This window comes from Gallaecimonas mangrovi, from assembly GCF_003367375.1.
GTDB lineage: Bacteria > Pseudomonadota > Gammaproteobacteria > Enterobacterales > Gallaecimonadaceae > Gallaecimonas > Gallaecimonas mangrovi.
Genome location: NZ_CP031416.1, coordinates 1,235,099 through 1,258,397 on the forward strand (window position 1 = coordinate 1,235,099; position 23,299 = coordinate 1,258,397).

Here is a 23,299-nt window from a genome sequence, read left to right on the forward strand (position 1 = left end):
TTATAGCTGTGCTTTGAGGTGGCTTAGCACATCGCTGATGGCCAGCTCTTGCTTTTCACCTTGGCGGCGGCTCTTGTACTCGACGCTGTCGTTGTCCAGGCCGCGCTCACCAATAATGATGCTGTGGGGAATACCAATCAGCTCCATGTCGGCAAACATTACGCCTGGGCGCTCTTTACGGTCATCAAACAGCACTTCAATACCAGCATCGGTGAGCTCGGCATAGAGTTTCTCGGCCGCGTCTTGTACCCGGTGCGACTTGTGCATGTTCATCGGGATGATAACCACTTGGAACGGGGCTATGGCGTCGGGCCAGATAATGCCTTTGTCGTCGTGATTTTGTTCAATAGCAGCGGCAACGACTCGCGATACACCAATGCCGTAGCAACCCATTTCCAGTACTGTGGCTTTGCCTTGCTCAGACAGAACCGTGGCTTTCATCGCCTCGGAATATTTGCTGCCAAGCTGGAAGATATGGCCAACCTCAATACCGCGTTTAAGCTCGATAACGCCTTTGCCACAAGGGCTCGGGTCGCCCGCAACCACATTACGGATATCGGCTACTTGGCTAAAGTGGGCATCACGGTCCCAGTTAATGCCGGTTTGGTGCTTACCGTCGATGTTGGCGCCAGCGGTGAAATCGCTCATCACCGCCACACTGCGGTCAACGATAATAGGCATGTTAAGGTTCACCGGCCCCAAAGAACCGGGGAGGGCACCTACCGCAGTTTTGATGGCTTCTTCACTGGCCAGGCTAAAGGGGCTGGCCACTTCAGCCAGTTTTTCCGCCTTGATTTCATTGAGTTCGTGGTCGCCGCGCACCAAAAGTGCAACCAGCGGCGCCTCGTCACTGGCCCCTTTAACAATCAGGGTTTTCACCGCGCTGCTGGCGGCAATACCAAACTGCTCGACCAACTCGTCAATGCTTTTGGCATTGGGAGTGTCAAGCTCGGCCAGCGCTTTAGCTGGCGCGGCGCGCTCAGTGCTTGGGGCCAGTGCTTCTGCCATTTCAACGTTGGCGGCAAAATCTGACTCGCTAGAGATAGCAATGACATCTTCGCCGCTTTGGGCCAGTACCTGAAACTCATGGGAGGCCGAGCCACCGATAGAGCCGGTGTCGGCAACCACCGGGCGAAAATCGAGCCCTAAGCGGGTAAAGATATTGCAGTAGGCGCGGTGCATGCGCTGGTAGGTGTCTTCCAGGCTCGCTTTATCCATGTGAAAGGAGTAAGCGTCTTTCATCAAAAATTCGCGGCCACGCATCACCCCGAAGCGCGGGCGCACTTCGTCACGGAACTTGGTTTGAATTTGAAACAGGTTCAGCGGCAGCTGCTTGTAACTGCTGACTTCATTACGGACTAAGGCGGTAACCACTTCTTCGTGGGTTGGGCCCAGTACAAACTCACGGTTGCCACGATCTTTAAAGCGGCACAGCTCTGGGCCGTAATCTTCCCAGCGGCCGGATTCTTGCCACAGTTCGGCAGGCTGTACAACCGGCATCGACACTTCAATGGCACCGGCTTTTTCCATTTCGTCGCGCACAACGGCTTCTACCTTGCGCAAGGTGCGAAGGCCGGTGGGCAGCCAAGTATAAAGCCCGGCGGCGATGCGGCGTACCATACCGGCACGCATCATCAACTGATGACTTTTAACCTCAGCGTCGGCTGGGGTTTCTTTGAGTGTGGACAGCAGATATTGGCTGGTACGCATTTTCAAACAAGGCCGTGGTGTGGTTGAAAAAGGAGACGTAGTGTAGCAGCCCCTTTGGTCCCCTAGAAGCCCTGATCGGCCAAGCGTTGTTCTTCTAGCTGTGCCAGCAGTTTATCAACGTTACTGCGGTCGTTGACGGTGCCAATAGCCCAAGACAATACCAAGCCCAGCGGCGGGCCTAATTGCAGGCCCAGCTCTTCTGCAAAACGTTCGCCATGGGGGTGATTGCGCTTGGGCAGATACAACAGCAAGCGGGCACCGTCGCCTTTGGCGAGAATATCGTCGTTAAGGCATTCTTGCGCCAAGCGCTCGGCAAGGGCTTTTAATTGCTTATCCCCTTCGCTAAAACCACCGCCCAAGTTAATGGTGCGCAGGTTATCGATATGGATCAGCAGCAGCCAGGCATCTAAATCGCTTTTGGCTATCATGCGGCAAAGACGGCTGCGGCTGGGCAGGCCGGTGGCGTTGTCATGGTTTAGGCGGTGTTCGAGTTTTGCCAGGCGGCTCATGTTGCGATGTAAGCGTTGTTGGCTGCTGCGCCAGCGCCAGAAAGTAATGGCTAGCAGCGGCACTAGTAGTAGCAACAACCAAACCCATTTGCCGGTATAGCTTGGTGGTGGCGGTGAATACAAAAAGTGCGAGATGTCTTTGACCGGCGGAATTTGCCCGCTGTCGTAAAGGATGTCGGCAATTTTGCGCCAGCGCCTTGGGTTCATTTCACCGATATTGACCATGTCGGGCATGATGAGTTGCCGGGCCGTGTCCATTTCAAAGCGCATATGGCCTTGGGATTTATCGGTTTTATAGTGCTGGTTGATAAGGTCGATGACCTCTTCTGGGTGATCCACCGCGTAGTTCCAGCCTTTTAATGAGGCGGCGCGAAAGGCGGCAACTTGCTTGGGGTGGGCTTTTAAAAAACGTTTTGAGGTAAACAGAATATCGGAATAAAAATCCATGCCCATGGCCCGCGGGTCAAGGAGCATATAAGGCATGCCCAGTTTATCCAGCTGGTAAGGCTCGTTGGTTAGGTAGGCGTTAAAGGCATCGACTTTGCCGGAGATAAAGTCTTGGATATTGGTGGAGGTGTCAACCCGAATAAGCTGGCTGGGCTTTATCCCCGCTTTATTGAGCATGGCCAGAATTTCCGGGTCAAGGCCGCCTGGGAAAAACATCACCTTGTGGCCAACCAAATCTTTGACGCTTTTAATGCCGGTATCGGTTCTTGCCACTAACACCGATGGCGAATGCTGATAAATAGCGGCCAATGCCACAAAGGGGTAGCCCTCAGCCCAAAAGCTAAACACTTCCGTGTTGCCCACCCCGAATTGGGCGCGGCCTTCGTTGACTTCAATCACCGGGAAACGGTTTGGGCCGCCTTCTCGGATAACCACATCCAGGCCTGCCTCTTTGTAGTACCCCTTGTACAGCGCAACATAATAGCCGGCGAATTGCGGTTGATGATGCCAACGTAATTGCAGCACCAGCGGTTCGGCGAAAAGAGCGGCACTAAAAAGCAAAGCAATAAGGGATAACCCCAGACGCAGCATGAACCCACCTGAATACTAAGAGCGTAAAATCAATATGGTTCAAGCACTTGGGTTAGTAAAGGAAGTAATTGTCTCAATAAGTACCCTATCACTTTCTACTTTAAACCGAATATTGAGCCCAGCCAGTGTGACGCCGTATTGGCGGCTGTCTAGCTGTTGCTTTTTATAGGCAGGCCTGGGGTCTTGAGCCAGTACTTCACTGATAAATTGTTGGTGGTGCTCTTGCTGAAGCTGCTTTAGCGTATCCAAAGCGCTATCGGACCAAGTTACCGCCAAGGCCGTTGGCGCTTGTGGTGCGTAGCCAGCGGTTGCATCAGGCAGCGCATCGGCATAAGGAATATAAGGCTTGATATCGATAATTGGGGTGCCATCGACTAAGTCGACACCGCCTAAGGTTAACACCCCGGTTTTGGCGTCAACATCGAGAAGTTTTACCACCGACAAGCCAAGGGGGTTGGGTCTGAAGGTTGAACGGCTGGCAAAAACGCCGGTTTTAGCGTTGCCTCCTAAACGGGGCGGGCGCACCAACGGTTGCCAATCGCGGTCCAGGTGCTGGTGAAACACAAAACTCAGCCACAAATGCGAAAAGGCTTCGATGCCGCGCAAGGCCTCGCCCCGGTAAGGCGCATCGAGCACAAGCTGCGCCCTGGCTGACGGTACCAAACCGGGTTGGCGCGGCACCGCGAATTTTTCGGCGTAGGGGCTTTTAATGTAACCAATTGCCGCAAAAGTAAAAGCGCCCATCAGGGCGCCTCTATCTTGACGGCTTCAGCCTGGCACATCACCTCGCTCAGGCAGCCAGGGGCGGCGTCACCACCGTTTAAGCTTACACACTGTTTGATGACCACCGCATTGGCGCCCATTTTGGCCGCTTTGGCTCTGGCATCAGTGCGGGCGTCGCTGGCTTGGGCCGGTGGCAGGTTAGCCGCTTCCTGGCAGGCTTCCCCGGTGACCATACCGAGAATACGATACTGCTGACCGGCCAAAGCGTCACTGCCGACAATGTGCACCTGCCCTGGAGCAAAGTAACCGGCAATACGGTCTTTATCGAGGTTAGTGTTGACCTGATAATCACTGGCACAGCCAGTTAATACCAGGGCCATCAGCAGCAGGCCCTTTTTCATTTATTGTCCTTTCTGAAGATACTTGCGATACAGGCGTTTCTGACGATTATCCAGATCCACACTGCGTCCGTCGATATAAAGTGCCTTTACATTGACGCCCGCATAATCAAACAGAGGATGGTCGGTAATGATAAGGGTTGCGCTGCGGCCGACGGTTAGGTCGCCATAGTGCGTATCAATACCCAATAGTTTTGCTGGCACTAGTGTTACTGAAGCCAGTCCCTTTTGGGCATCAAGGCCCCAAGCCTCGGCTTGACCGACCGCAAAAGGTAAATCCCGTGACGACCAAGAATAGGGCAGGGCAATGGCGACCTTGACGCCCGCTTTGGCCAAGAGCCCCGAGAGGGCATAAGCCTCGTCATAAGGGGCGTCGTCGCTAGACGGCAGCCCTTCTGGGTCTGTTACTACCACCGCCACATCGCGTTTGGCCAAGGCTTTGGCATAGCTTTCAGCGCCGCGGCCGCCAACTAAGGTCCAGTGCAAGCCAAAACGGTCACCAAAACGCAGTACTTGGTGAATAGCGGCGCTACCGTTGACATGAATAAACAGCGGTACGCGTTTTTCCATTACCCCGCGCATGGCCTCTAAGCGGGTATCCAGTGGCTGCTGTTTATTGTCGATACGGCGCTGGCGATAGGCTTCGGCGTCGGCAAAGAAGGTTTCAAGCTTTTCTCTACCGGTTTCATCCCCGACCTTGGGCCAGTAAAGGTGCATGCCGGTATCGGCTTTAATCAGCATGTCGCGGCGGTTCCAGCCATCAAGACGCATGGCGGCTGAACGACCTGCTACCAAGCCACCGGTGGGGGCTATTTCCACCAGGGCAATGCCGTTACTGCGGATGGTTGGAATAATATCGGAGTCGCCATTAAAGGCGGTTTCGGCTGCCACTTCCGGGGTCAGCTCACCGACTTCTTCTTCATCATTGGTGGCGCGTACCGCTTCTATTTCCTGCAGGCCAAGCACCGTTGAAAGCCCGATTAAGCCGCTGTAAAGGTGTTTGCCTTTGGCGTCGATAACCTTGGCGCCAGCAGGCACGGCTAAACCCTGGCCGATAGCAATAATCACCCCTTTGTCGAACAATAAATCGGTGCCCGGTTGGGTGCCAGAGGTCACGCTGTGCACTGTGGCGCCTTTAATTAAAATCGGTTGGCTTTGTGGCTTGCCGGGAAGCATGTCATGGGCCACAGCTGGCAAAGCCAATAGCATCAGTACCGCAAAAAACGTGCGCATCACATTGCCTCCAGGTGGTTGTCCATATCTTCGCAGTGCCAGTGCACCACCGTTGGCCGGTAGCCTTCTCTATCCTCTGCCGGTTTTTCGCCAGACTTAAGCACCTTGGCTATAAGGGCGGCTTTCTCGGTTTTTATGGCTTGGCGTTCGGCCAGGTCGTGCTTGCGGTCAAAATAGCGTTTGCCATCAACCCAGGTGTCTTGTACCCGCGCTTTTGCAGACAACGGGTTAGCGTCCCAAAGCACCAGGTCGGCGTCTTTACCTTCCTTTATCGAGCCGGTGTATTGGTCCACCTTCAGCTGCTTAGCCGGGTTGATGGTGGCCATTTTCCAGGCGTCTTCTGGGCTCATGCCGCAGTAAGCCATCGACTTTGCTGCTTCTAAGTTCAGCCGGCGAATAAGCTCTTCCGAGTCGGAGTTGATGGAGGTAATAAGGCCTTTTTTATTCATCAGGCAGGCATTCTCGGGAATGGCGTCATAAACCTCGAACTTATAAGCCCACCAGTCGGCAAAAGTAGAGGCGGTGGTGCCATGGGCCTTCATTTCGTCAGCCACTTTGTAGCCTTCCAAAATGTGGGTGAAGGTTTGAATGTGAAAGTCAAAGTCGTCAGCCACTTCCATTAACGCCAAAATCTCGGAAGCAACATAGGAGTGGGCGTGAACAAAACGCTCCTTATTCATGACTTCTACTAGCGCGTCCAGGCGAAAATCGCGGCGTGGCGGCAGCACTTCGCGTTTTTGCCGGCGCGACAATAAGTCGTAGCGGGTGCGTTGCTCCTGGTATTCTTTAGCTGTTTGAAAAGCGTCTTCCATCAAGGTTTTTACCCCCATCCGGCTTTGCGGGTAGCGGATGGTAAAGCTGTCGCCCCAGTTGGACTGCTTGACGTTCTCACCCAGGGCAAATTTGATGGTGCCGGGGGCCCTTTTGAACTTCATGTCATCAGCGGTTTCGCCCCAGCGCAGTTTCACCACTTTTGACTGGCCGCCAATGGGATTAGCGGAGCCATGTAGCAATTGCGCACTGGTAGTGCCGCCGGCCAGAGCCCGGTAGATGCTGATATCGTTAGGGTTTATCACATCTTCAATACGCACTTCCGAGGTTACCGCTTCGCTGGCTTCGTTAACGCCACCACTGATGGCAATGTGCGAATGCTCGTCGATGATACCTGCCGTTAAATGCATCCCGGTGGCATCAATCACCTGCGCGCCACGCGGTGCTGACAGCTTGTTACCTATCTTGTCGATTTTCCCGTTTGCAATGAGCACGTCGGTATTTTTTAAAATACCGGCCTTTTCTGAGGTCCAGACGGTGGCATTTTTAATCAGCAACTTTTCTGCTTTCGGATGACTGCCAAGACCGTAAGCCTGGTTGGGGAAGGTCACCCGGCTAACGATTTGCGTTTTCTCTGGCGCCTTGCCGCTACTGTCAGCCGCGAGCGGATTAATGCTCAGCGTTTGCCATTGCCCTGACTGAAAAGCGCTTAGCTTCGGTGTTTTATGGCTACCGGATAGCTGCCAGTAATGGCTGGTATTGCCATCAACAAACCGCAGTTCAAGGTGATTGTCTTGGTAACGGCTGCTTAAGCTTTCCAAGGGCTCGTCGCCTTTTTTGAGAACCACTTCGCCTTTGGGATCAATGCTTAAGCTGTAATCATTAGCCAGGGTGTAGCTCCCCCAAAGCGCCGCCAAATTGATTGGCACTTGGCTATGGGGCTGGCCTTGGGTCCAGGTTGATAAAATATGCCCCTGTTCAAAGAGGTTGCCTGATGCCACCACAAAGTCCGCCATCATGCCGGCTTTGAGTTGGCCTGCCAGTTGGCTAATACCACTGATTTCGGCGGGCACTGTGGTCAGCGCGGCCAGGGCGTTGTCTTCACTGAGCCCGGCTTGCAGCGCCTTTTTAATTTGTGGCCACATGGAGCCTTCAACACCGTGGCGGCTAAAGGCGACGGCAACGTGGCGCTTGCTAAGTTCTGCAGCAGTGGTGGGAGCGCGTTCCCAATGGCGAAGGTCGGCCAGTTGCACCCGCTCTAAGTCGGCTTCGGTGGTGACCTTGGGCGGCTTCGGAAAGTTAAGCGGCAGCACCACGGTTTTAGCGACTTTGGCGACGGCATCGGCGCGGTCATATTCAAAGTTAGAACCCACATAAACCGGGGTTAGGCCAAAGCGGTTAAAAAGCTGCGCCGCTTCTAATAATTCATCTTCATGACGGGTGGCCATCAAAATGCCCTGGCTTGGCAAGTTAGCCAGGGCGGCCAGGTCAGTATTGGCTTCCAATTTACGGCGAGCGCCATTATGGCTTTGCGCTTCTTTATACCAAGCCGCATCCGATAACGTTTGCCGCACCAGGGCAATGGCGCCCATCAGCGAGGTTGGGTATTCCTGCGGCGAGCTGCCTTTGTCAAAGGCCATAAATTGGCGGCCGGTATCTTTATAAATCAGTTGGTTGCTTGGAAGCTGCGCCAATGACAAAGAGACACTGTAGCCTCGGAAAATACCATCTAGCCGTGCGCTTTCAACGCTGGTAAAGCCATCATCTAGGTAGATTTTTGCGGCGTCCTTGTCGGCGGTGGCGACGCTTCGCCACATTTCACTGCCATGTATGGCGGCATTGTGGGCCTGGGCACCGGCGCGCTGCCAGCTGTAGTGGGGCGCATCGTCATCGCTGGCCTCATAAGCTTTGCTGGGCAAACCGTAATTGGAATAAGGGTCAATAAAACCGGGGTAGATCCAGGCGCCTTGGGTATCAATAACTCTGGCCCCATTGGGCACCTTGTTACCCACCGAGACAATTACGCCGTCTTTAATCACCAAAGTGGCATCGCTGAGTTTTTTGCCGGGGGCGGTGATAAGGGTGGCGTGGGTTAGTGCTAGGGTTTGCCCTGGTTTTGCATAGAGGCCGTGCGGATCAGCGGTTTGCACCTGGCTGCCCTGCGCGATAAACGGCAGTAACGCACTGGCGAGAAGAGACAGTGTGGCTGCCTGTTTCCTTGCCATCATGTTGTTTTCCTGTGGAGTTTTATTATCGGTATATCAACATATGTTTTACATAACGGCAATGATTTCACGGCCAGTTGCCAATAAGGCTAAACGAGTCGTAAAAGTGGGAACGGCGGTAGGCGTGGGGCGGGTAGAAAGGTGGGTTTGGGGTAGCAAGATACCGCAGCTAACAAAGCTGGCGTGGGTGCAACAGCGCCGTTATTTGGCTAAGGTGCCAGGAGCCAGATAGGCTTGCACAAATTGCTGTAACTGCTGCAAATCGTCTTCGCTGGGTTCGGCGTAATAAGCCTGAAATGTGCGTTCGCTACCGTCACGGCATTCAACCCGCAGTTCTGAGCGGTGTTTTGCCAAGGGCTCGACGTTTTTAACAACAGTTAACGGTAAGCGTTCACAGCGGCGGGTACGAATGGAGCGAAACAGCAGCTGGCCTTTTTGGATGATTAAGAACTCTTCAGCAGGATTATTCAGTACCCAATACACCAGCGCTGCCGAGCAAGCGGCACCTAACAGTGGCAACCAGTCTGGCAGGTCAAAAAGCGGCAAAGCCAGCGACAGCAGGGTAATGGCTACGGCTACCAGCAATGTTTTTACGCTCATGGGTTTAGCGCGATGAAGGCTGTATTTTTTCGGCATTGATTCTATGTTTGCTTCCATGCATGGCGACAATTCTGGCTAACAGTGTAAGGCCTGACAAGTCACTTGATTGTTAATTAAAGTAATTGACTCGGTATTTTCACCATCAGCTAGTTATTTTCATCTTCTTCCACGGGTAAACCATGCAGTGTCTTTATGGTATCGGCTAACAGCCGGGTACCTGGTCCTATCTGATCGGGGTCGGGAATAACCAGGTTAAGTACCGCTGCGCGACTGCCACCATCTTTTATATCCAACTGGACTAATTGGCCCGAGGCGAGCTTGTCATCCACCCAGTGACAGGGGATCCACATAAAGCCCATGCCTTGTTCCAGCACCTGCAGGGCATCAAAAAAATGGCCAAAGGTCCAGCGGTTTTCGGCTTTAAGCCAACCTGATACTTCCTTGGGTTTGTTGGCGGTATCGCGGATCACCAACTGCAACTCTTGCGCCAGCTCATCGGCATTAATGGCTTTTTTACGCGTTGCTAAGTGGTGGCTGTGATGGACCACCGGCACCATATCGACGGTGGTTAAGGCCAGGCCCATAAAGCCGCGAGGAATAATGCTGGTGATAGCAAGGTCCACCTGGCCGTTGAGTATCAATTCTTCCGAGCCGGTGATCACCGAGTTGTAGATCTGTAACCGTGAGCCGCGACTTTGCGGCTGAAAACGTTCCAGTAGCTGCATTAATAAGCTATTGGGATACACCGATTCAACCGAAAGCCGGATCTCTGGCTCCCAGCCACATTCAATGTTTTTGGCCAAACTCTCTAAGGTTTCAACGGTATCTGTGAGTACCCGAGAGCGGCGTAGCAACACTTCACCGGTAGGCGTTAAGAAGGCCTTTCTGCCTCTGACCTCTAACAGTTGCACTCCCAGTTGGTCTTGCAGTTTTGACACCGCATGGTTGAGTGACGACTGGCTTTTATTTAGCGCTGCCGCTGCCTGGGCGTAGCCGCCATTATCGACAACTGCTTGTAGCATTCGCCATTGTTCGAGGGTGCTTTTGGGCCTGTACATAAATTGCCTTCATTCCGTTAGAAGCAGCTAATCGAAAGGTTACTGATAAAAAGCCCCTTTTGCCGCTACTTTTTTCACGAAAACGTTTTCTTTTTGGTTTTGCTATGGCATATTGCTGCCAATGGTGAGCTGCAAAGCCGCCATTCCTCAAAAGCATGTTTGTTTATCAATCATCCTGTGAAGCCAAAACCCCGTGGGGATTTCCCACGGGGTATTTTTTTATCTGGCTGTGTTATCAAGCTGTTGCCCTGACTTTTTTACCCGTTAGCCAGTCTTGGTATGGCGCTTGGATTAGCGCTACTGCCGACCGCCTGATTTTTGTACAGCGCCGTTGCCGCCTTAAATTGTGCTGGCAGCGACGTTTTACCAACAAGAGGTAGCGCAAAGAGAGCCAAGACACCGGCTTGATGCGGCCGGAGCATTGCTTTTTGGTATAAAAAAAGAGCAGCCAAGGCTGCTCTTTTTACTAACCGTAGTGGTTAATCTTGATTCCAATCACCAAGGGCGGTGGAACGGTCCACTTGTACGGCTTCTTGTACCGGTCCCGGTAGCGGGTTCGAGGCCGCCGTGGTTTCGGTAATGTCGCTATCGGCAGCAACGGTGCTGGTAAGTGGCAGGTTGTCTGAACTGTCACCCACTTGCACTACAAACTGCTCACCGGCGTCAACTTGCCAGCTGTCAGTGCTTTGTTTGTAGTAAGCAAAAGAACGTGCATCAAGCGGCAAGGTTACCTGCTTGCTTTCACCGGCTTTGAGGTAAATTTTTGAGAAGCCTTTTAGCTCATGCTCTGGCTCATCAATGCTGGCATTTAACGGCTTCACATAAAGCTGGGCGACTTCATAACCGTCGCGGCCACCGGTGTTGGTTACCGTGAAGGTGGCATTAATGGTGCCATTGGCGGTGACGTTGCTGCTGTCCAAAGACAGGTTGCTAAAGGCGAAAGTGGTGTAAGACAAACCAAAACCGAAGGGGTAGAGCGGCTTACGGCCTGATTTGTCATAACCGCGGTAGCCACTGTAGATACCTTCAGAGTAGGTCATGGTGGTTTTAGCGTCGTCGCCCACGTAGTCTGCCGGGTCAGAGTAAGAGGCGTAGCTTGGGTTGTATTTCACCTTCTTATCTAGGGTGATAGGCAGCTTGCCTGATGGGTTTACATCACCATAAATAATTTCTGCCAGGGCCTGGCCACCTAATTGCCCGGAATACCACGCGTGCAAAATCGCGCCAGCGTTATCGTTCCACGGCTCCATATTCATGCCGCCACCGGCGTGCATGACCACTACCGTATTGGGGTTCAGCTTGGTGAGCTTTTTAAGCATGATTTTTTGCTGGTCGGGAATATCAAACTCTGGGTCAATACTTTCCCCTTCGTTTTCGTAATTGCGACCTACCACAGCTACAACCGCATCATAATTAGCCAAAGACTTCGGTGGTGTTAGCGCCGCCCAACTCATTTGCAAGCCTTCAAGGCCGCCCAGGGTGCCTAGGAAGGTTTGGTCGCGGCTGTACTCTAATTTGACGTCATAAAGCTGGCCCGCTTTCAGGCGCTTGGTAGCCACACTTTTAACCACGGCATCAGGTAAGTCTGACGCTAAGGGTTCACCATCGCTTTGCATCACCAACTCGCCGTCAACCCACAGCTTGAAGGGGCCGTCGGCACGTACCTTAAAGACCTGTTTACCGGTAACGGTAGGCTTGAACTTACCGGTAAAGCGAGCAGAGAAAGCGCCAACAGTGGGGGTGAAGTCACTGATACTGCGGGAGTTGTTTTCAGTGTCGTTGGTGAGATCGGTCCAACTAAAGTTCACCCCTTGCTCGGTGCGCTCCAGTTCCGGGTCGCCAGACAAGTCGGTATTGGCAAAGTATTCTGCTTCCAGGCCGCTCGCACAGGCATCACCGTCGGTGCAGTCAGGTTGGTACCACTGGCTGGTTTTTGGGGTCAATGACATGCTGGAGATAAAGGTGACATTACCTTCGCTGTTATTAAGCTGTTTAAGGCCACTTACCTCGGTGATGTAGTCTGAATCGGCGACTGAATAAGGGGTTCCCAAGGGGGAGCTTGGAGCATGGTCTGCCATGTCACCAATAACAGCGATTTTCGCACTTTTGCTCAGCGGCAATACGCCATTGTTTTTGAGCAGTACGATGCCTTCACGGGCGGTATCCAGTGAGGCTTTTAAGCCATATTCCGGGTGGGTGAGCGTTTGCGCGCTATAGCCTTCTTGATCAACGCCGTAGCGTACGGCGGCCCGCAGGTTACGTTTTACTTTGTCGTCAATGACGTTCTGGGTAATGGCGCCGCTGGCGAGCAGTGGGTCAAGGTTACTTTCGGTAAATTGCAGGCCCGACGGCATATCAAGGTCAGTACCGGCCCAGGCGCCTTGGAAGGGGTCTTGGATAGAGTTGAAGTCAGAGACCACAAAACCTTGATAGCCCCATTCACCTTTTAAAATATCGGTGATGATGTGGTGGTTTTCACAAGCGTAATAACCATTGACCTTGTTAAAGCCACACATAATTGACGCAATGTCAGCATTTTTTACCAGTGATTCGAAAGGAACCAGATAAAGTTCGCGCAGGGTGCGCTCTGATACTTCCACATCCAAGTTATGGCGATTGGCTTCCTGTTCGTTAGCGATAAGGTGCTTGGCGCCAGCCATCACCCCTTCGCTTTGAATGCCGTTGGTAATAGAGGGGGCCATTACTGAGCAAAGATAAGGGTCTTCACCACAAATTGATTCTGCCGCCCGGCCATTAAAAGGGGTGCGATAGACGTTCACCACCGGTGACAGCATCTGTTCGCCACCGGCGATACGGGTTTCATAACCCAGAGCCTGGCCGACTTCTTTGGCACGGTTAATGTTCCAAGTGGCCGCAAGGGCACTTTGTGACGGGTAACCTGCACCAAAGTTAGTGCCATCGACATGCACCGCCATGGAAGAGTCATAAGCGATGGTGCCAGGAATGCCAAAGGCGTCTGATTCTGGGATCATGTGGCCATCATCAACGCGAATAAAAGCGATCTTTTGCGATTCGCTCATATTGTCCAAAATAGCACTGACTCTGGCTTCAACTTGGGACCAAGTTTTACCACTGTAATAATTTGCATAAACGCTAGCTGGTAAGCTAACAAGCAGCATGCTGGCAAGCAGCTTTTTCTTGAAATGTCGCATAAGAAATTCCCTGTATAAAAAAACGAACGCTGGGGGTTAGTCGTGGCTTTTATCCGCAGACGTAGTGTCCGTTTTTGCATCATCTTTTTTGACGGAATAGTCGAATAGCTGATGATTTTTCGTGCTGCTCTTTTCTTTATAATCTTTAGCGTGAGTAAGACTTTCTTTTTGTTTTTCCAGTTTTTGGTGAGCTTTTACGCCTTGATGGTGTTGGTCGGTATCGGCCAAGGCATTTGTGGTGATGAATGAAAAAAGTATGCTCAAAGCATACAACGGTGCTTTTTTATTCATAACAAGGCTCCTGAAAAAAAGTTAATTTAAAATTGCCTATTGGTAAATTTATTAGGCAAATCTGTTTTTACATATCTTTGATGAATGAAAAATTAATATTTTTATTTGCTTTATTTTTTTAAATTAAAAATAAATAAGCTCTATTTAAAATCTCAATTTGTAGATAAATGCCATTGTCAATGCTGAAAAACTTTGTACAGCTTTGTGCATGAAATGTGTAAATCTAGGCACGTTGCTTTTAAATAAAAAAAGGCGAGCCTAGGCCCGCCTTTGGTTATTTAATAAGCTTCATCAGCACTGACCTGCACTGCTTGCTGCAGTGGGTAAGGTAGGGGATTGGAATAATAGGTCCCGACACTGATGGCGTCTGGCGCCGTTACCGCTTGGCTAAGGGGTAAGTTGTCGGAGCTGTCGCCAACCAGAACATTGAACTCACTGCCAGCCGGTACTTTCCAGGTGTTATCGCTCTGCACGTAATAAGAGAAAGAACGGGCGTTAAGCGGAATGGTGACAGTTTTGCTTTCACCTGCTTCCAGATACACCTTGGCAAAGCCTTTTAACTCATGGTCAGGGCGATCAACCGACGGGTTAACCGGCTGCACATAAAGCTCGGCCGTTTCATAGCCAGCCCGGCCACCGCTATTGGTAACGGTAACAGTGGCGTTAATGGTGCCGTCTTGTGTGACATCACTGCTAGATAGTTTGAGGTTACTGAAACTAAAGCTGGTGTAGCTCAAACCGAAGCCAAATGGGTACAACGGCTTATGGGTGCTGCTCTCATAACCGCGGTAGCCCATGTTTAAGCCTTCGCTATAGGTCATGGTGGTTTTGGCATCATCACCCAGGTAATCGTCCGGATCCGAGTAAGACGCGTAGCTGGGGTTATATTTCAGCCACTTATCTAAGGTGATAGGCAATTTACCTGAGGGGTTAACATCGCCGTATAAAATTTCTGCCAGCGCCTGGCCGCCAAACTGGCCGCTATACCAAGCATGCAAAATCGCCCCGGCATTGTTGGCCCAAGGCAGCATCAACATGGCGCCACCTCCGTGCATTACCACAACGGTGTTGCTATTGGCTTTGGTCACTTCCTTGAGCATGTAGCCTTGGGCTTCCGGCAAGGTGAAGTTGTGGTCGAGGGTTTCACCGTCGGTTTCAAAGTCACGCCCGACAACGGCCACCACGGCATCGTAATCGCTCAGGTCAGTAGGTGGCTCCAAAGACGCCCAGCTAAGTTGAACACCACAAATGCTGCCGTACTTGGCGCTAAAGGCACGTAAGCGACTGTATTCCAGCTTAAAGCTGTACAGTTTACCGGCGGTAAGTTTTTTGGTTTTAATCGATTTTTCGATGGTAACCACCAAGTCAGTTGCCTTGGGAGTACCGTCACTTTGTGCAACTAACTCGCCGTCTATCCAAAGTTTAAAGGGACCATCTGCCCGAACTTTAAAGACCTGTCGGCCAGATATCGTCGGCTTAAATTTACCGGTAAAGCGGGCACCAAAAGAACCAATGGTGGGAGTGACATCGGTAATGTCACGGGTGCCATCGGCAGTGACATCGGTCATCTCGGTCCAGTCAAAGTTGATCCCAGCTTCGGTGCGGGTTAATTCAGGGTCGCCGGACAAGTCTGTGTTGTCGTAATACTCGGCTTTTATACCGGTCTCGCAGCTATCTGAACTGGCGGTACAGTCTGGTTGATACCAGACAGCCGTTTTCGGCACCGGCGACATGGATGAAATATAGGTAATGTTACTGGTGCTGTTGTTAAGGCTCTGAAGGCCAGCAAGTTCTGTAACATAACCGGATGTTGGAACCGAGTAGGGCGTACCGAAAGGCGAACCGGGAGGCAAATCTGCCATACGGCCAATCACGGCAATTTTGGCACTTTTACTCAGTGGCAACAGACCACCGTCGCCGCCGCTGGCGCCTTTGTTCTTCAGTAGTACTATCCCTTGACGGGCTACGTCAATTGACGCTTGTTCACCGTGTTCTGGTTCGGTCAGGGTTTGGGCATCATAAACGTTTTTATCAAAGCCAAAGCGCACCAAGGTGCGCAAATTGCGGCGCACTTTATTGTCGATAACGTCCTGACTTAAGGTGCCATCTTCCAAATAAGGGGTGAGCTTGTTTACGGTGAAGTAATAGCCGGAAGGCTGGTCCATGTCGGTACCGGCCTGGGCGGCATCATAGGTATTCACAATAGAGTTGAAGTCGGAGCTCACCATGCCGTGAAAACCCCATTCTCCCTTGAGCACATCCGTTATCAAGAAATGGTTAGAGCAGGCTTGCACGCCATTGATGTAGTTAAAACCACACATAACGGCGGCAATGTTGGCGTTTTTAACCAGGGATTCAAACGGCGGCATGTAGAGCTCACGCATGGGTCTTGCCGCCATTTCTACGTCAAGGTTGTAGCGGTTGGCTTCTTGCTCGTTGGCCAGCCAATGTTTGGCGGTAGAGGTTACGCCTTGGGCTTGAATGCCGTTGGTCAAAGCTGGTGCCATAACCGCACAAAGGAATGGGTCTTCACCGCAGATGCTTTCTGCATTACGCCCCCCAAGCGGGGTGCGATACAAGTTTACAACGGGTGACAACTGGTGTTCGGCGCCTGACATTCGGGTTTCATACCCTAAAGCCAAGCCTTCTTCTTGGGCTAAGGCGTAGTTCCAAGTGGCAGCCAAAGCTGTCTGCGAGGGGTAGCTGGCACCGTAAAGTGCTTTTGTTGCCTTAACTCGGATCCCCATGGATGAATCCACAGAGTTAGTACCGGGCAGATCAAACCGGTCAAAGGGCGGTAATAAATAGCCACTGCCAGCATGGATATAAGCGATTTTTTCTGCTTCGGTCATATTATCCAAAATATTGGATACGCGTTTTTCCACGTATTGGGAATTATTCTGAGTATTTCCCGCAGCAAAAGTTAATGATGGCAAAAGGGCAAAAAACAAGCCCCCTGCCAAGATTGCCTTGTCAGGTTTCATGATCACAGTCCTGTAATTAACGAGGTTAGTTGTCGTTTTTGTTTTTTGTGTCTTTAGGTTCCGGCAGGGCGTCTTTTTTGTTTACTGGTGCTTGCAGCAGTGTTTTTCTTGGACCTTTTTCGTTAGAAACGTAGTCACTGGTGCGAAGGACGCTTGCTTGCTGTTGTGCAACTTTGTCGCGTTCCTTAGCACTGTGCAGATCATCTTGGCTACTCTGTGCATAAGACAGTGTTGATAATGAAAAGCACAGTAAGCCGAGGGTGGTGGTTGTTTTTAATACATTCACACATAGCTCCTTTGTAATGAGTGAAACTGCGATGCTGCATATTGATTTATATGTTTCAAAAAAAGGTTATCTATGTGGAGAATTTTGAGTAGAACAAATCAAGGTGTTAATTTTTTTGGTTTGTTTATTGCTAATATTCAAATGGAGTTTTTGCAATATGCCTTACTGCGTTGGAGGCCTTTAAATTCGAACAGCTACAAAAAAAGACGCTTTTTAAAGGCGTCCTTTGTTGATAAATAACGGTTTGTCAGTTTTTATTTAATTAATAAATCGCAATACACATTTACCTAAACCTTAATCTGGCCCATAAGCAAACCCATGCTTAATGGCTGCCTAGTTTTAAGCTATATTCTTTGCTGACATCGACCACCATCACGTTTTCTAGGATGTTTCGGCCAATGAGAACCGGAAAGCCTAAATGTGAGCGATCAGAAAGGTTAAATTCAGCTTTTTGCGTAAGTGGGCCAATATCAAATTCAAATTCAACCACCGGCCGGCGTTCACCTTGTTCTGATGTTGATTGAATAATGCGCACCCAACGCAGCACTTTTCGCTCTACCGCCATAAAGCCTTGGCCTTTATCGTCGGTAGGAATATTAAAACGCACCCAGTCACAGCCATCGACTTCGAAGCTTTCAATGTCTCTGGCATCTAAAGAGGCCGAGGTTGCGCCGGTATCGATGCGGGCGGTGAGCACCGCATCTGACGGGTGCAGGCGCACCGACTCTAACGCCCCTACCAGTAATTTCTCGTGCTGCTCTGCCATTTTATTCTCCCGCCTCTACATCGAGGTGTTGGTTATTGTTGCAAGGGCAGCCGTGCCCGTAGCCGTTATTTTAGCGGCTAAATTGCGCTTGTTTACGATTAGCTGATAATGCGGTTTAGCCGGCCGTGGCAATGAGTACCGCTCTTTTGGGCGCCGGATAACCTTCAACGGTTTTGGTGGGGTCTTTGGGGTCTAAAAAGTCGGCCAAAGAATCATTGCGCATCCAGGCGGTAGTGCGCTGCTCATCCGTGCTGGTGGTGTCAATGTCTACCACCTTGATGTCTTTAAAGCCGCAGCGGCTGACCCACAGTTTCAGCGCTTCGGCTGAGGGCAGGAACCAGACATTACGCATCTGCGCGTAACGGTCTTGGGGCACCAGCACCGCATTTTGGTCACCATCAATGACCAAGGTTTCCAGTACCAGCTCGCCGCCGGTTTTTAACTGGTTACGAAGCTGTTCCAAATGCTCGATGGGGCTTTTACGGTGGTAGAGCACGCCCATCGAAAACACCGTATCAAAGGCGTTGAGTGCGGGGAGCTGCTCGATACCCAGCGGTAATAAGTCGATGGGCAAATTTTCGCGGCCACCTTTTACAAAGTGTTTGATGGCCTGGAACTGAATAAGAAACAGCTCTGAGGGGTCAATGCCCACCACTCGCCAGGCATCTTCACCCAGCATGCGCCACATGTGGTAGCCACTGCCGCAGCCAACATCAAGCACAAAGCGGTTTTTCAAAGGGGAAATGTGCGGTAGCAGCCGCTGCCATTTCCAGTCGGAACGCCATTCGGTGTCAAGGTGCACACCGTGCACAAAGTAGGGGCCTTTGCGCCAGGGATGAAACTTTTGCAGCAAGCCCTCAATGGCTTTTTGGGTGCCATAGTCTACTTCGCCGCTAGCACCGATGCTGACACTGTTTTTTAAATCCAGCTGCTGGGTGTTTATTTCGGGCAGCTGGCTAAGAATGCGTTGCCAGTGGCGAAACTCGCTATGGCGGCTTTGTTCTTCCCACTCTCGCAGCTGCTTTGGCAGCACTTCCAGCCAATGGCTGAGTTGGCTTTGGGCAATGTCGGCATAAAAACGCTGAAACCAGTTCATTGTCGGGCCTTGTTATTTAATGGCAACCAAAGAGGCGAAGTTGTAGCACTGATACCAAAACTGACTGTGGCTAAAGCCGGCAGCGCTTAACCGGGCCAGGTGTTTTTGTGGGCTGTCGGGGCGCATCACGTTTTCAATGGCAGTACGTTTTTGGGCGATTTCCAGCTCGGAGTAACCGTTGTCACGTTTAAAGTCCCAATGCAGCTCGCACAATAAATCGTTAATGGCACTGTCTTCAAAGACCAGCTTTTCTGATAGCAGCAGCAGGCCGCCGGGGCGAAGGCCAGCGTAAATTTTGTTGATAAGGGCTTCACGCTCTTGCGGGGGTAAAAACTGCAGGGTGAAGTTAAGGACCACCATCGATGCGTTATCAATATCGATATCGCGAATGTCGGCCTGCTTAAGGGCAACCTCAACCTTGCCTTTATAGGCGGCAAGTTGCCGGGTTGCGCGGGTTATCATCGCTTCCGAGCTATCAACGGCAATCAGCTCAACGCCTTCAACATCCACGCTGCGTTTTATGGCAAGGCTGGCGGCCCCTAAGGAACAACCCAGGTCATAAATGCGGCTGCCGGATTTAGCAAAGCGCGGTGCCAGCTTTTCCAAGGTGTGCAAAATGGTGGTGTAGCCCGGCACCGAGCGGTTGATCATATCGTTAAAAACGTCGGCTACTTGCTCGTCAAAGGCAAAATCTTTCACAGCGCCTTGGGGTTTGGAATAGATACGATCTTCAGACATACACCACCTCGCTAAAAAACGGGCGCTATTTTGCCACCCTTTAAGGCTGCTCGCAGCCTTTAAAACAGTGAGGCCTGTGCAAAGGGCGGTAACGCTGGCAAGGGGTGGCGCTTTGCCACTTGTTCATAAAACCAGCGTGCCAGCTGCGGCGCCTGGTCGTTGTCGGCGGTGTGAACAAAAAAGCTCGGGCTTTTACCTTGTTTAAGCCAAGTGGCCACTTTATCTACCCAGGGCGCTAAAAACGCACTGTTGCGGCCAGCGTCGGGTAAGCCAATAAAGCGCACCACCGGTTTTTGGCCGGTGGCAATGGCGTGTACCGGCAGCTTGGGCTTTTTTTGCTGGGCATCAATCAGCACGGCATCGCTAGCGGGTAGAGAAAACACTGGCCGACTGTCCATAATGATGCGGTCGATACCCTTATCCATTAAAAATCGGTTGAAGGCTTTTTCGCTGTCGCCCTTTTCAAAAAAGCTGCGGTGGCGCACCTCTATCGCCAGCGGCAGCTCCGCCGGCAGCGCCTCTACAAACTGCACCAAAGCGCCCGCCTGCTCTGGGCCAAATTGCGCCGGTAGCTGCAGCAGAAAATGGCTGGTGCGGGAAAACAGAGGCCTTAGCCTGGTTAAAAAGGTATCGAGCTCTTTTTCAGCGCCGACCAACGCTTTATGGTGGCTGATGGTTTGTGGGAATTTAAAGGTAAAGCGAAAGTGTTCGGGCACGCTGTCTGCCCAACGCAAAACAGTGTCTTCGCTGGGCAGCGCATAAAAGGTAGTATTACCCTCAATAGCACTGAACACCCGGGCATAATGGGCCAGGTGTTGGTTTTGGGGCGTGCCCGGTGGATACAATAAATGTTTCCAACCGGGGTGAGACCACATAGGGCATCCGAGATACAGCATGGCGGCCATTATAGCGAGTCAATTGAATCCCCCAAGCCCTGGTCGTTATAATCGGCGGTCATTAAGGCCATCAAGCCACTCTTCTTCGTCAAAGGACTTTAAGTTTCATGCGCAGCATCTATTGCGGACAGATCCGCGAAGCACACGTCGGCCACAATGTTCAACTGGTAGGCTGGGTTCACCGCCGCCGCGATCTGGGCGGTGTGATCTTCGTTCAGCTCCGTGACCGTGAAGGTCTGGTTCAGGTGGTTTTTGACCCGGATCTGGAAGACATTTTTGATACCGCCAATAGCCTGCGCGCGGAATTTTGTGTGCAAATCGAAGGCGTGGTACGTGCCCGCCCCGAGTCGCAAATCAACAAAGACATGGCGACCGGCGCGGTAGAAGTGCTGGGCAAAAAGCTCACCATTATCAACAAAGCCAAACCGCTGCCCATCGCGCTGGACGACTATCAAAAGAACAGCGAAGAGTCGCGGCTGAAGTACCGTTACCTTGATCTGCGCCGCCCGGAGATGACCGAGCGTTTGATTTTCCGCGCCAAGGTTACCGGTTTTGTGCGCCGCTATCTGGAAGAGCATGGCTTTTTAGATATCGAAACGCCGATTTTAACCAAAGCCACGCCGGAAGGGGCCCGCGACTATTTAGTGCCAAGCCGCACCCACAAAGGCAAGTTCTTTGCGCTGCCACAATCGCCACAGCTGTTTAAACAGCTATTGATGGTGGCCGGTATGGACCGCTACTACCAAATTGTGAAGTGCTTCCGCGATGAAGACTTACGGGCTGACCGTCAGCCGGAATTCACCCAGATTGATATCGAAACCTCGTTCTTAACCGCGCCGCAAGTGCGGGAGATGACCGAAGGCCTGGTCACCAGCCTCTTTAAAGAGATGCTGGGCGTTGAGTTTGATGCTTTCCCCACCATGACTTACCAAGAAGCGATGACCCGTTTTGGCTCTGACAAGCCAGACCTTCGTAACCCGCTTGAAATTCAAGATGTGGCTGACTTGCTGGCCCATGTGGAATTCAAGGTCTTTAATGGCCCTGCTAACGATCCCAAAGGCCGGGTGGCGGTGATTAAGGTGCCGGGTGGTGCTTCGCTTTCCCGTAAGCAGCTCGATGACTACCAAAGCTTTATCGGTGTCTACGGCGCCAAAGGCATGCCGTGGCTGAAGGTCAACGACCTTTCCAAAGGCAATGAAGGCCTGCAATCGCCGATTTTGAAATTCCTTGACGACAAAGCCGTTGCAGGCCTGCTGGCCCGCACCGAAGCGGCTGATGGCGATATTCTGCTGTTCGGTAGCGACAGCTACAAAGTCTGTACCGATGCGTTAGGCGCGCTGCGTTTAAAACTGGGTGAAGACTTAGGCCTTACCCGCGCTGAGGAATGGGCACCGCTGTGGGTGGTGGATTTCCCGATGTTCGAAGAAGATGACGGCCGCCTCTATGCGCTGCATCACCCCTTCACCGCGCCACTGGATGCCACTCCAGAGCAACTGGCCAGTGACCCGGTTGCCACCATTTCTAACGCCTACGACATGGTGCTAAACGGTGTTGAATTGGGCGGTGGTTCAGTGCGTATCCACGACAACACCATGCAACAAGCGGTATTTAAACTGCTGGGTATTAGCGATGAAGAAGCCCAGGAAAAATTCGGCTTCTTGCTCGAAGCGCTGCAATACGGTGCCCCTATCCACGCAGGTCTTGCCTTTGGTTTGGACCGCCTGGTGATGCTGATGACCGGTGCCAGCTCCATTCGCGACGTGATGGCGTTCCCGAAAACCACCACCGCTGCCTGTCCGCTGACCGAAGCCCCCAGCTTTGCTAACCCGCAGGCTCTTGAAGAGCTGTCGCTGGTGGTGAAAAAAGTCGAAGAGTAACGGCAAAGGAGCGCCATGGCGGGCCACAGTAAAGAGGCCAACATTAAGCACCAGAGCGCGGCGCAAGATGGCAAACGCGGCAAGGCTTTCACCACGCTTGTTGGTGAAATGGCTACCGCGGCCCGCCAACACAGTGACATCGACACCAACCTCCGCCTGCGGGCGGCGGTTGGCAGCCGCCTTGGTGTCTTTGGCCCGGTCAAAGACGCACTGGACGAACAAGGTTTTGATGCTTGTCCTGCACAAGTGACCATGGTGCCAGACACCAAAGCCGAACTTGCTCTCGACCAAGCGAAAGACCTTATGGACATGATTGACCTTGTTGAAGATTTAGATGGCGTGCAGAAACGGTACGCCAATGCCTGCATCAGCAAAAACCTCGTGGAACAACGGCTGTGAGCCGGGTCATTCTGGGTATTGATCCGGGTTCGCGCATTACCGGCTACGGCCTGGTTCGCCAGGTTGGTGTGCGCTTTGCCTACCTTGGCTCCGGTTGCATTCGTATCAGCGGTGATGAACTGCCTGGCCGCCTCAAGCAGGTGTTTGACGGCGTCAGTGAAATTATTCGCCAATTCCAACCCGACGAACTGGCTATTGAACAGGTCTTTATGGCCCGCAATGCCGATTCCGCATTAAAGCTCGGCCAGGCTCGGGGCGTGGCCATTGTCGCCGGGGTAAATGCCGGGTTACCGGTTGCTGAATATTCGGCGCGGCAAGTTAAACAAGCGGTGGTGGGTACCGGTGGCGCCGATAAAAGCCAGGTGGCACATATGGTGGCGCAAATGCTGAAGCTGCCCGGTACGCCCCAGGCCGATGCCGCCGATGCCCTCGCTATCGCGCTCTGCCATGGACACACCAGCACCAGCCTGACTAAGATGGCTTTGGAAAAGCACAAGCTGGTGCGTGGCCGCTTACGAAAATAACGGA

The 23,299-nt window shown here is 52.0% G+C and carries 19 protein-coding genes; 3 read left to right on the forward strand and 16 right to left on the reverse strand.

All coding sequences use genetic code 11. The features are described from left to right. The 16 genes from DW350_RS05820 to DW350_RS05900 all read right to left on the reverse strand — a co-directional run bounded on the left by DW350_RS05820 (position 1) and on the right by DW350_RS05900 (position 20,474). Positions 1 to 1,710: a proline--tRNA ligase gene (locus tag DW350_RS05820; RefSeq protein ID WP_115717972.1), complete on the reverse strand. Its 1,710-nt coding sequence runs from the start codon at positions 1,708 to 1,710 to the stop codon at positions 1 to 3. Between the two features lie 62 nt (positions 1,711 to 1,772). Next, positions 1,773 to 3,257: an ABC transporter substrate-binding protein gene (locus DW350_RS05825; RefSeq protein ID WP_115717973.1), complete on the reverse strand. Its 1,485-nt coding sequence runs from the start codon at positions 3,255 to 3,257 to the stop codon at positions 1,773 to 1,775. Positions 3,258 to 3,296: 39 nt separating this feature from the next. Further along, a complete protein-coding gene (gene tsaA / locus DW350_RS05830; protein WP_115717974.1) occupies positions 3,297 to 4,001 on the reverse strand; it encodes a tRNA (N6-threonylcarbamoyladenosine(37)-N6)-methyltransferase TrmO in 705 nt (234 codons plus the stop codon). Then, positions 4,001 to 4,381, reverse strand: coding sequence for an Rcs stress response system protein RcsF (gene rcsF / locus DW350_RS05835; protein WP_115717975.1), 381 nt, complete (start codon positions 4,379 to 4,381; stop codon positions 4,001 to 4,003). The genes tsaA and rcsF overlap by 1 nt, the downstream gene beginning before the upstream one ends. After that, positions 4,382 to 5,611, reverse strand: coding sequence for an amidohydrolase family protein (locus DW350_RS05840; protein WP_115717976.1), 1,230 nt, complete (start codon positions 5,609 to 5,611; stop codon positions 4,382 to 4,384). It lies immediately after the preceding gene. Then, a complete protein-coding gene (locus DW350_RS05845; protein WP_115717977.1) occupies positions 5,611 to 8,610 on the reverse strand; it encodes an amidohydrolase family protein in 3,000 nt (999 codons plus the stop codon). Before DW350_RS05845 ends, DW350_RS05840 begins: the two co-directional genes overlap by 1 nt. Before the next feature lie 198 nt (positions 8,611 to 8,808). Next, a complete protein-coding gene (locus DW350_RS05850; protein ID WP_152032941.1) occupies positions 8,809 to 9,207 on the reverse strand; it encodes a hypothetical protein in 399 nt (132 codons plus the stop codon). Positions 9,208 to 9,353: 146 nt separating this feature from the next. Continuing rightward, the gene (locus DW350_RS05855) at positions 9,354 to 10,265 is read right to left on the reverse strand and encodes a LysR family transcriptional regulator (RefSeq protein ID WP_115717979.1); all 912 of its coding nucleotides are present in this window, start codon (positions 10,263 to 10,265) and stop codon (positions 9,354 to 9,356) included. 479 nt (positions 10,266 to 10,744) lie between these two features. Further along, complete coding sequence (locus tag DW350_RS05865; RefSeq protein WP_115717981.1) at positions 10,745 to 13,438, reverse strand: beta-glucosidase; 2,694 nt, start codon at positions 13,436 to 13,438, stop codon at positions 10,745 to 10,747. 36 nt (positions 13,439 to 13,474) lie between these two features. Continuing rightward, on the reverse strand, positions 13,475 to 13,729 hold the full coding sequence (locus DW350_RS05870) for a hypothetical protein (protein WP_115717982.1): 255 nt from the start codon (positions 13,727 to 13,729) through the stop codon (positions 13,475 to 13,477). 278 nt (positions 13,730 to 14,007) lie between these two features. Further along, a complete protein-coding gene (locus DW350_RS05875) occupies positions 14,008 to 16,581 on the reverse strand; it encodes a glycoside hydrolase family 3 C-terminal domain-containing protein (protein ID WP_192954826.1) in 2,574 nt (857 codons plus the stop codon). A gap of 157 nt (positions 16,582 to 16,738) precedes the next feature. Continuing rightward, a complete protein-coding gene (locus tag DW350_RS05880; RefSeq protein ID WP_115717984.1) occupies positions 16,739 to 16,999 on the reverse strand; it encodes a hypothetical protein in 261 nt (86 codons plus the stop codon). A gap of 322 nt (positions 17,000 to 17,321) precedes the next feature. Continuing rightward, the gene (locus tag DW350_RS05885; RefSeq protein WP_115717985.1) at positions 17,322 to 17,765 is read right to left on the reverse strand and encodes an ATP-dependent zinc protease family protein; all 444 of its coding nucleotides are present in this window, start codon (positions 17,763 to 17,765) and stop codon (positions 17,322 to 17,324) included. 115 nt (positions 17,766 to 17,880) lie between these two features. Then, complete coding sequence (gene cmoB, locus DW350_RS05890; protein WP_115717986.1) at positions 17,881 to 18,861, reverse strand: tRNA 5-methoxyuridine(34)/uridine 5-oxyacetic acid(34) synthase CmoB; 981 nt, start codon at positions 18,859 to 18,861, stop codon at positions 17,881 to 17,883. Between the two features lie 12 nt (positions 18,862 to 18,873). After that, positions 18,874 to 19,599 (reverse strand): carboxy-S-adenosyl-L-methionine synthase CmoA, encoded by a 726-nt coding sequence (cmoA, locus tag DW350_RS05895; protein ID WP_115717987.1) that lies wholly within the window; start codon positions 19,597 to 19,599, stop codon positions 18,874 to 18,876. A 59-nt stretch (positions 19,600 to 19,658) separates the two neighbouring features. Continuing rightward, entirely contained in the window at positions 19,659 to 20,474 is an 816-nt protein-coding gene (locus tag DW350_RS05900) for a DUF72 domain-containing protein (RefSeq protein ID WP_115717988.1), read from the reverse strand. A gap of 128 nt (positions 20,475 to 20,602) precedes the next feature. On the opposite strand from DW350_RS05900, the gene aspS reads away from it, so the two are divergent. Genes aspS through ruvC form a run of 3 tightly spaced genes read left to right on the forward strand, consistent with a single transcriptional unit; the run spans position 20,603 to position 23,295 of the window. Then, positions 20,603 to 22,372 carry an aspartate--tRNA ligase gene (gene aspS, locus DW350_RS05905; RefSeq protein ID WP_115717989.1) on the forward strand — a complete coding sequence of 590 codons (1,770 nt, stop codon included), beginning with the start codon at positions 20,603 to 20,605 and terminating at the stop codon, positions 22,370 to 22,372. A gap of 15 nt (positions 22,373 to 22,387) precedes the next feature. Beyond that, positions 22,388 to 22,771: a YebC/PmpR family DNA-binding transcriptional regulator gene (locus DW350_RS05910; RefSeq protein WP_115717990.1), complete on the forward strand. Its 384-nt coding sequence runs from the start codon at positions 22,388 to 22,390 to the stop codon at positions 22,769 to 22,771. Continuing rightward, the gene (gene ruvC, locus DW350_RS05915; protein WP_115717991.1) at positions 22,768 to 23,295 is read left to right on the forward strand and encodes a crossover junction endodeoxyribonuclease RuvC; all 528 of its coding nucleotides are present in this window, start codon (positions 22,768 to 22,770) and stop codon (positions 23,293 to 23,295) included. The genes DW350_RS05910 and ruvC overlap by 4 nt, the downstream gene beginning before the upstream one ends. Positions 23,296 to 23,299: the final 4 nt, after the last annotated feature.

Excerpts from the sequence above, each read along its gene's own strand:
- DW350_RS05820 (WP_115717972.1), bottom strand. The coding sequence starts at position 1,710 with ATGCGTACCAGCCAATATCTGCTGTCCACACTCAAAGAAACCCCAGCC.
- DW350_RS05825 (WP_115717973.1), bottom strand. The coding sequence starts at position 3,257 with ATGCTGCGTCTGGGGTTATCCCTTATTGCTTTGCTTTTTAGTGCCGCT.
- tsaA (WP_115717974.1), bottom strand. The coding sequence starts at position 4,001 with ATGGGCGCTTTTACTTTTGCGGCAATTGGTTACATTAAAAGCCCCTAC.
- rcsF (WP_115717975.1), bottom strand. The coding sequence starts at position 4,381 with ATGAAAAAGGGCCTGCTGCTGATGGCCCTGGTATTAACTGGCTGTGCC.
- DW350_RS05840 (WP_115717976.1), bottom strand. The coding sequence starts at position 5,611 with ATGCGCACGTTTTTTGCGGTACTGATGCTATTGGCTTTGCCAGCTGTG.
- DW350_RS05845 (WP_115717977.1), bottom strand. The coding sequence starts at position 8,610 with ATGATGGCAAGGAAACAGGCAGCCACACTGTCTCTTCTCGCCAGTGCG.
- DW350_RS05850 (WP_152032941.1), bottom strand. The coding sequence starts at position 9,207 with ATGAGCGTAAAAACATTGCTGGTAGCCGTAGCCATTACCCTGCTGTCG.
- DW350_RS05855 (WP_115717979.1), bottom strand. The coding sequence starts at position 10,265 with ATGTACAGGCCCAAAAGCACCCTCGAACAATGGCGAATGCTACAAGCA.
- DW350_RS05865 (WP_115717981.1), bottom strand. The coding sequence starts at position 13,438 with ATGCGACATTTCAAGAAAAAGCTGCTTGCCAGCATGCTGCTTGTTAGC.
- DW350_RS05870 (WP_115717982.1), bottom strand. The coding sequence starts at position 13,729 with ATGAATAAAAAAGCACCGTTGTATGCTTTGAGCATACTTTTTTCATTC.
- DW350_RS05875 (WP_192954826.1), bottom strand. The coding sequence starts at position 16,581 with ATGACCGAAGCAGAAAAAATCGCTTATATCCATGCTGGCAGTGGCTAT.
- DW350_RS05885 (WP_115717985.1), bottom strand. The coding sequence starts at position 17,765 with ATGGCAGAGCAGCACGAGAAATTACTGGTAGGGGCGTTAGAGTCGGTG.
- cmoB (WP_115717986.1), bottom strand. The coding sequence starts at position 18,861 with ATGAACTGGTTTCAGCGTTTTTATGCCGACATTGCCCAAAGCCAACTC.
- cmoA (WP_115717987.1), bottom strand. The coding sequence starts at position 19,599 with ATGTCTGAAGATCGTATCTATTCCAAACCCCAAGGCGCTGTGAAAGAT.
- DW350_RS05900 (WP_115717988.1), bottom strand. The coding sequence starts at position 20,474 with ATGTGGTCTCACCCCGGTTGGAAACATTTATTGTATCCACCGGGCACG.
- aspS (WP_115717989.1), top strand. The coding sequence starts at position 20,603 with ATGCGCAGCATCTATTGCGGACAGATCCGCGAAGCACACGTCGGCCAC.
- DW350_RS05910 (WP_115717990.1), top strand. The coding sequence starts at position 22,388 with ATGGCGGGCCACAGTAAAGAGGCCAACATTAAGCACCAGAGCGCGGCG.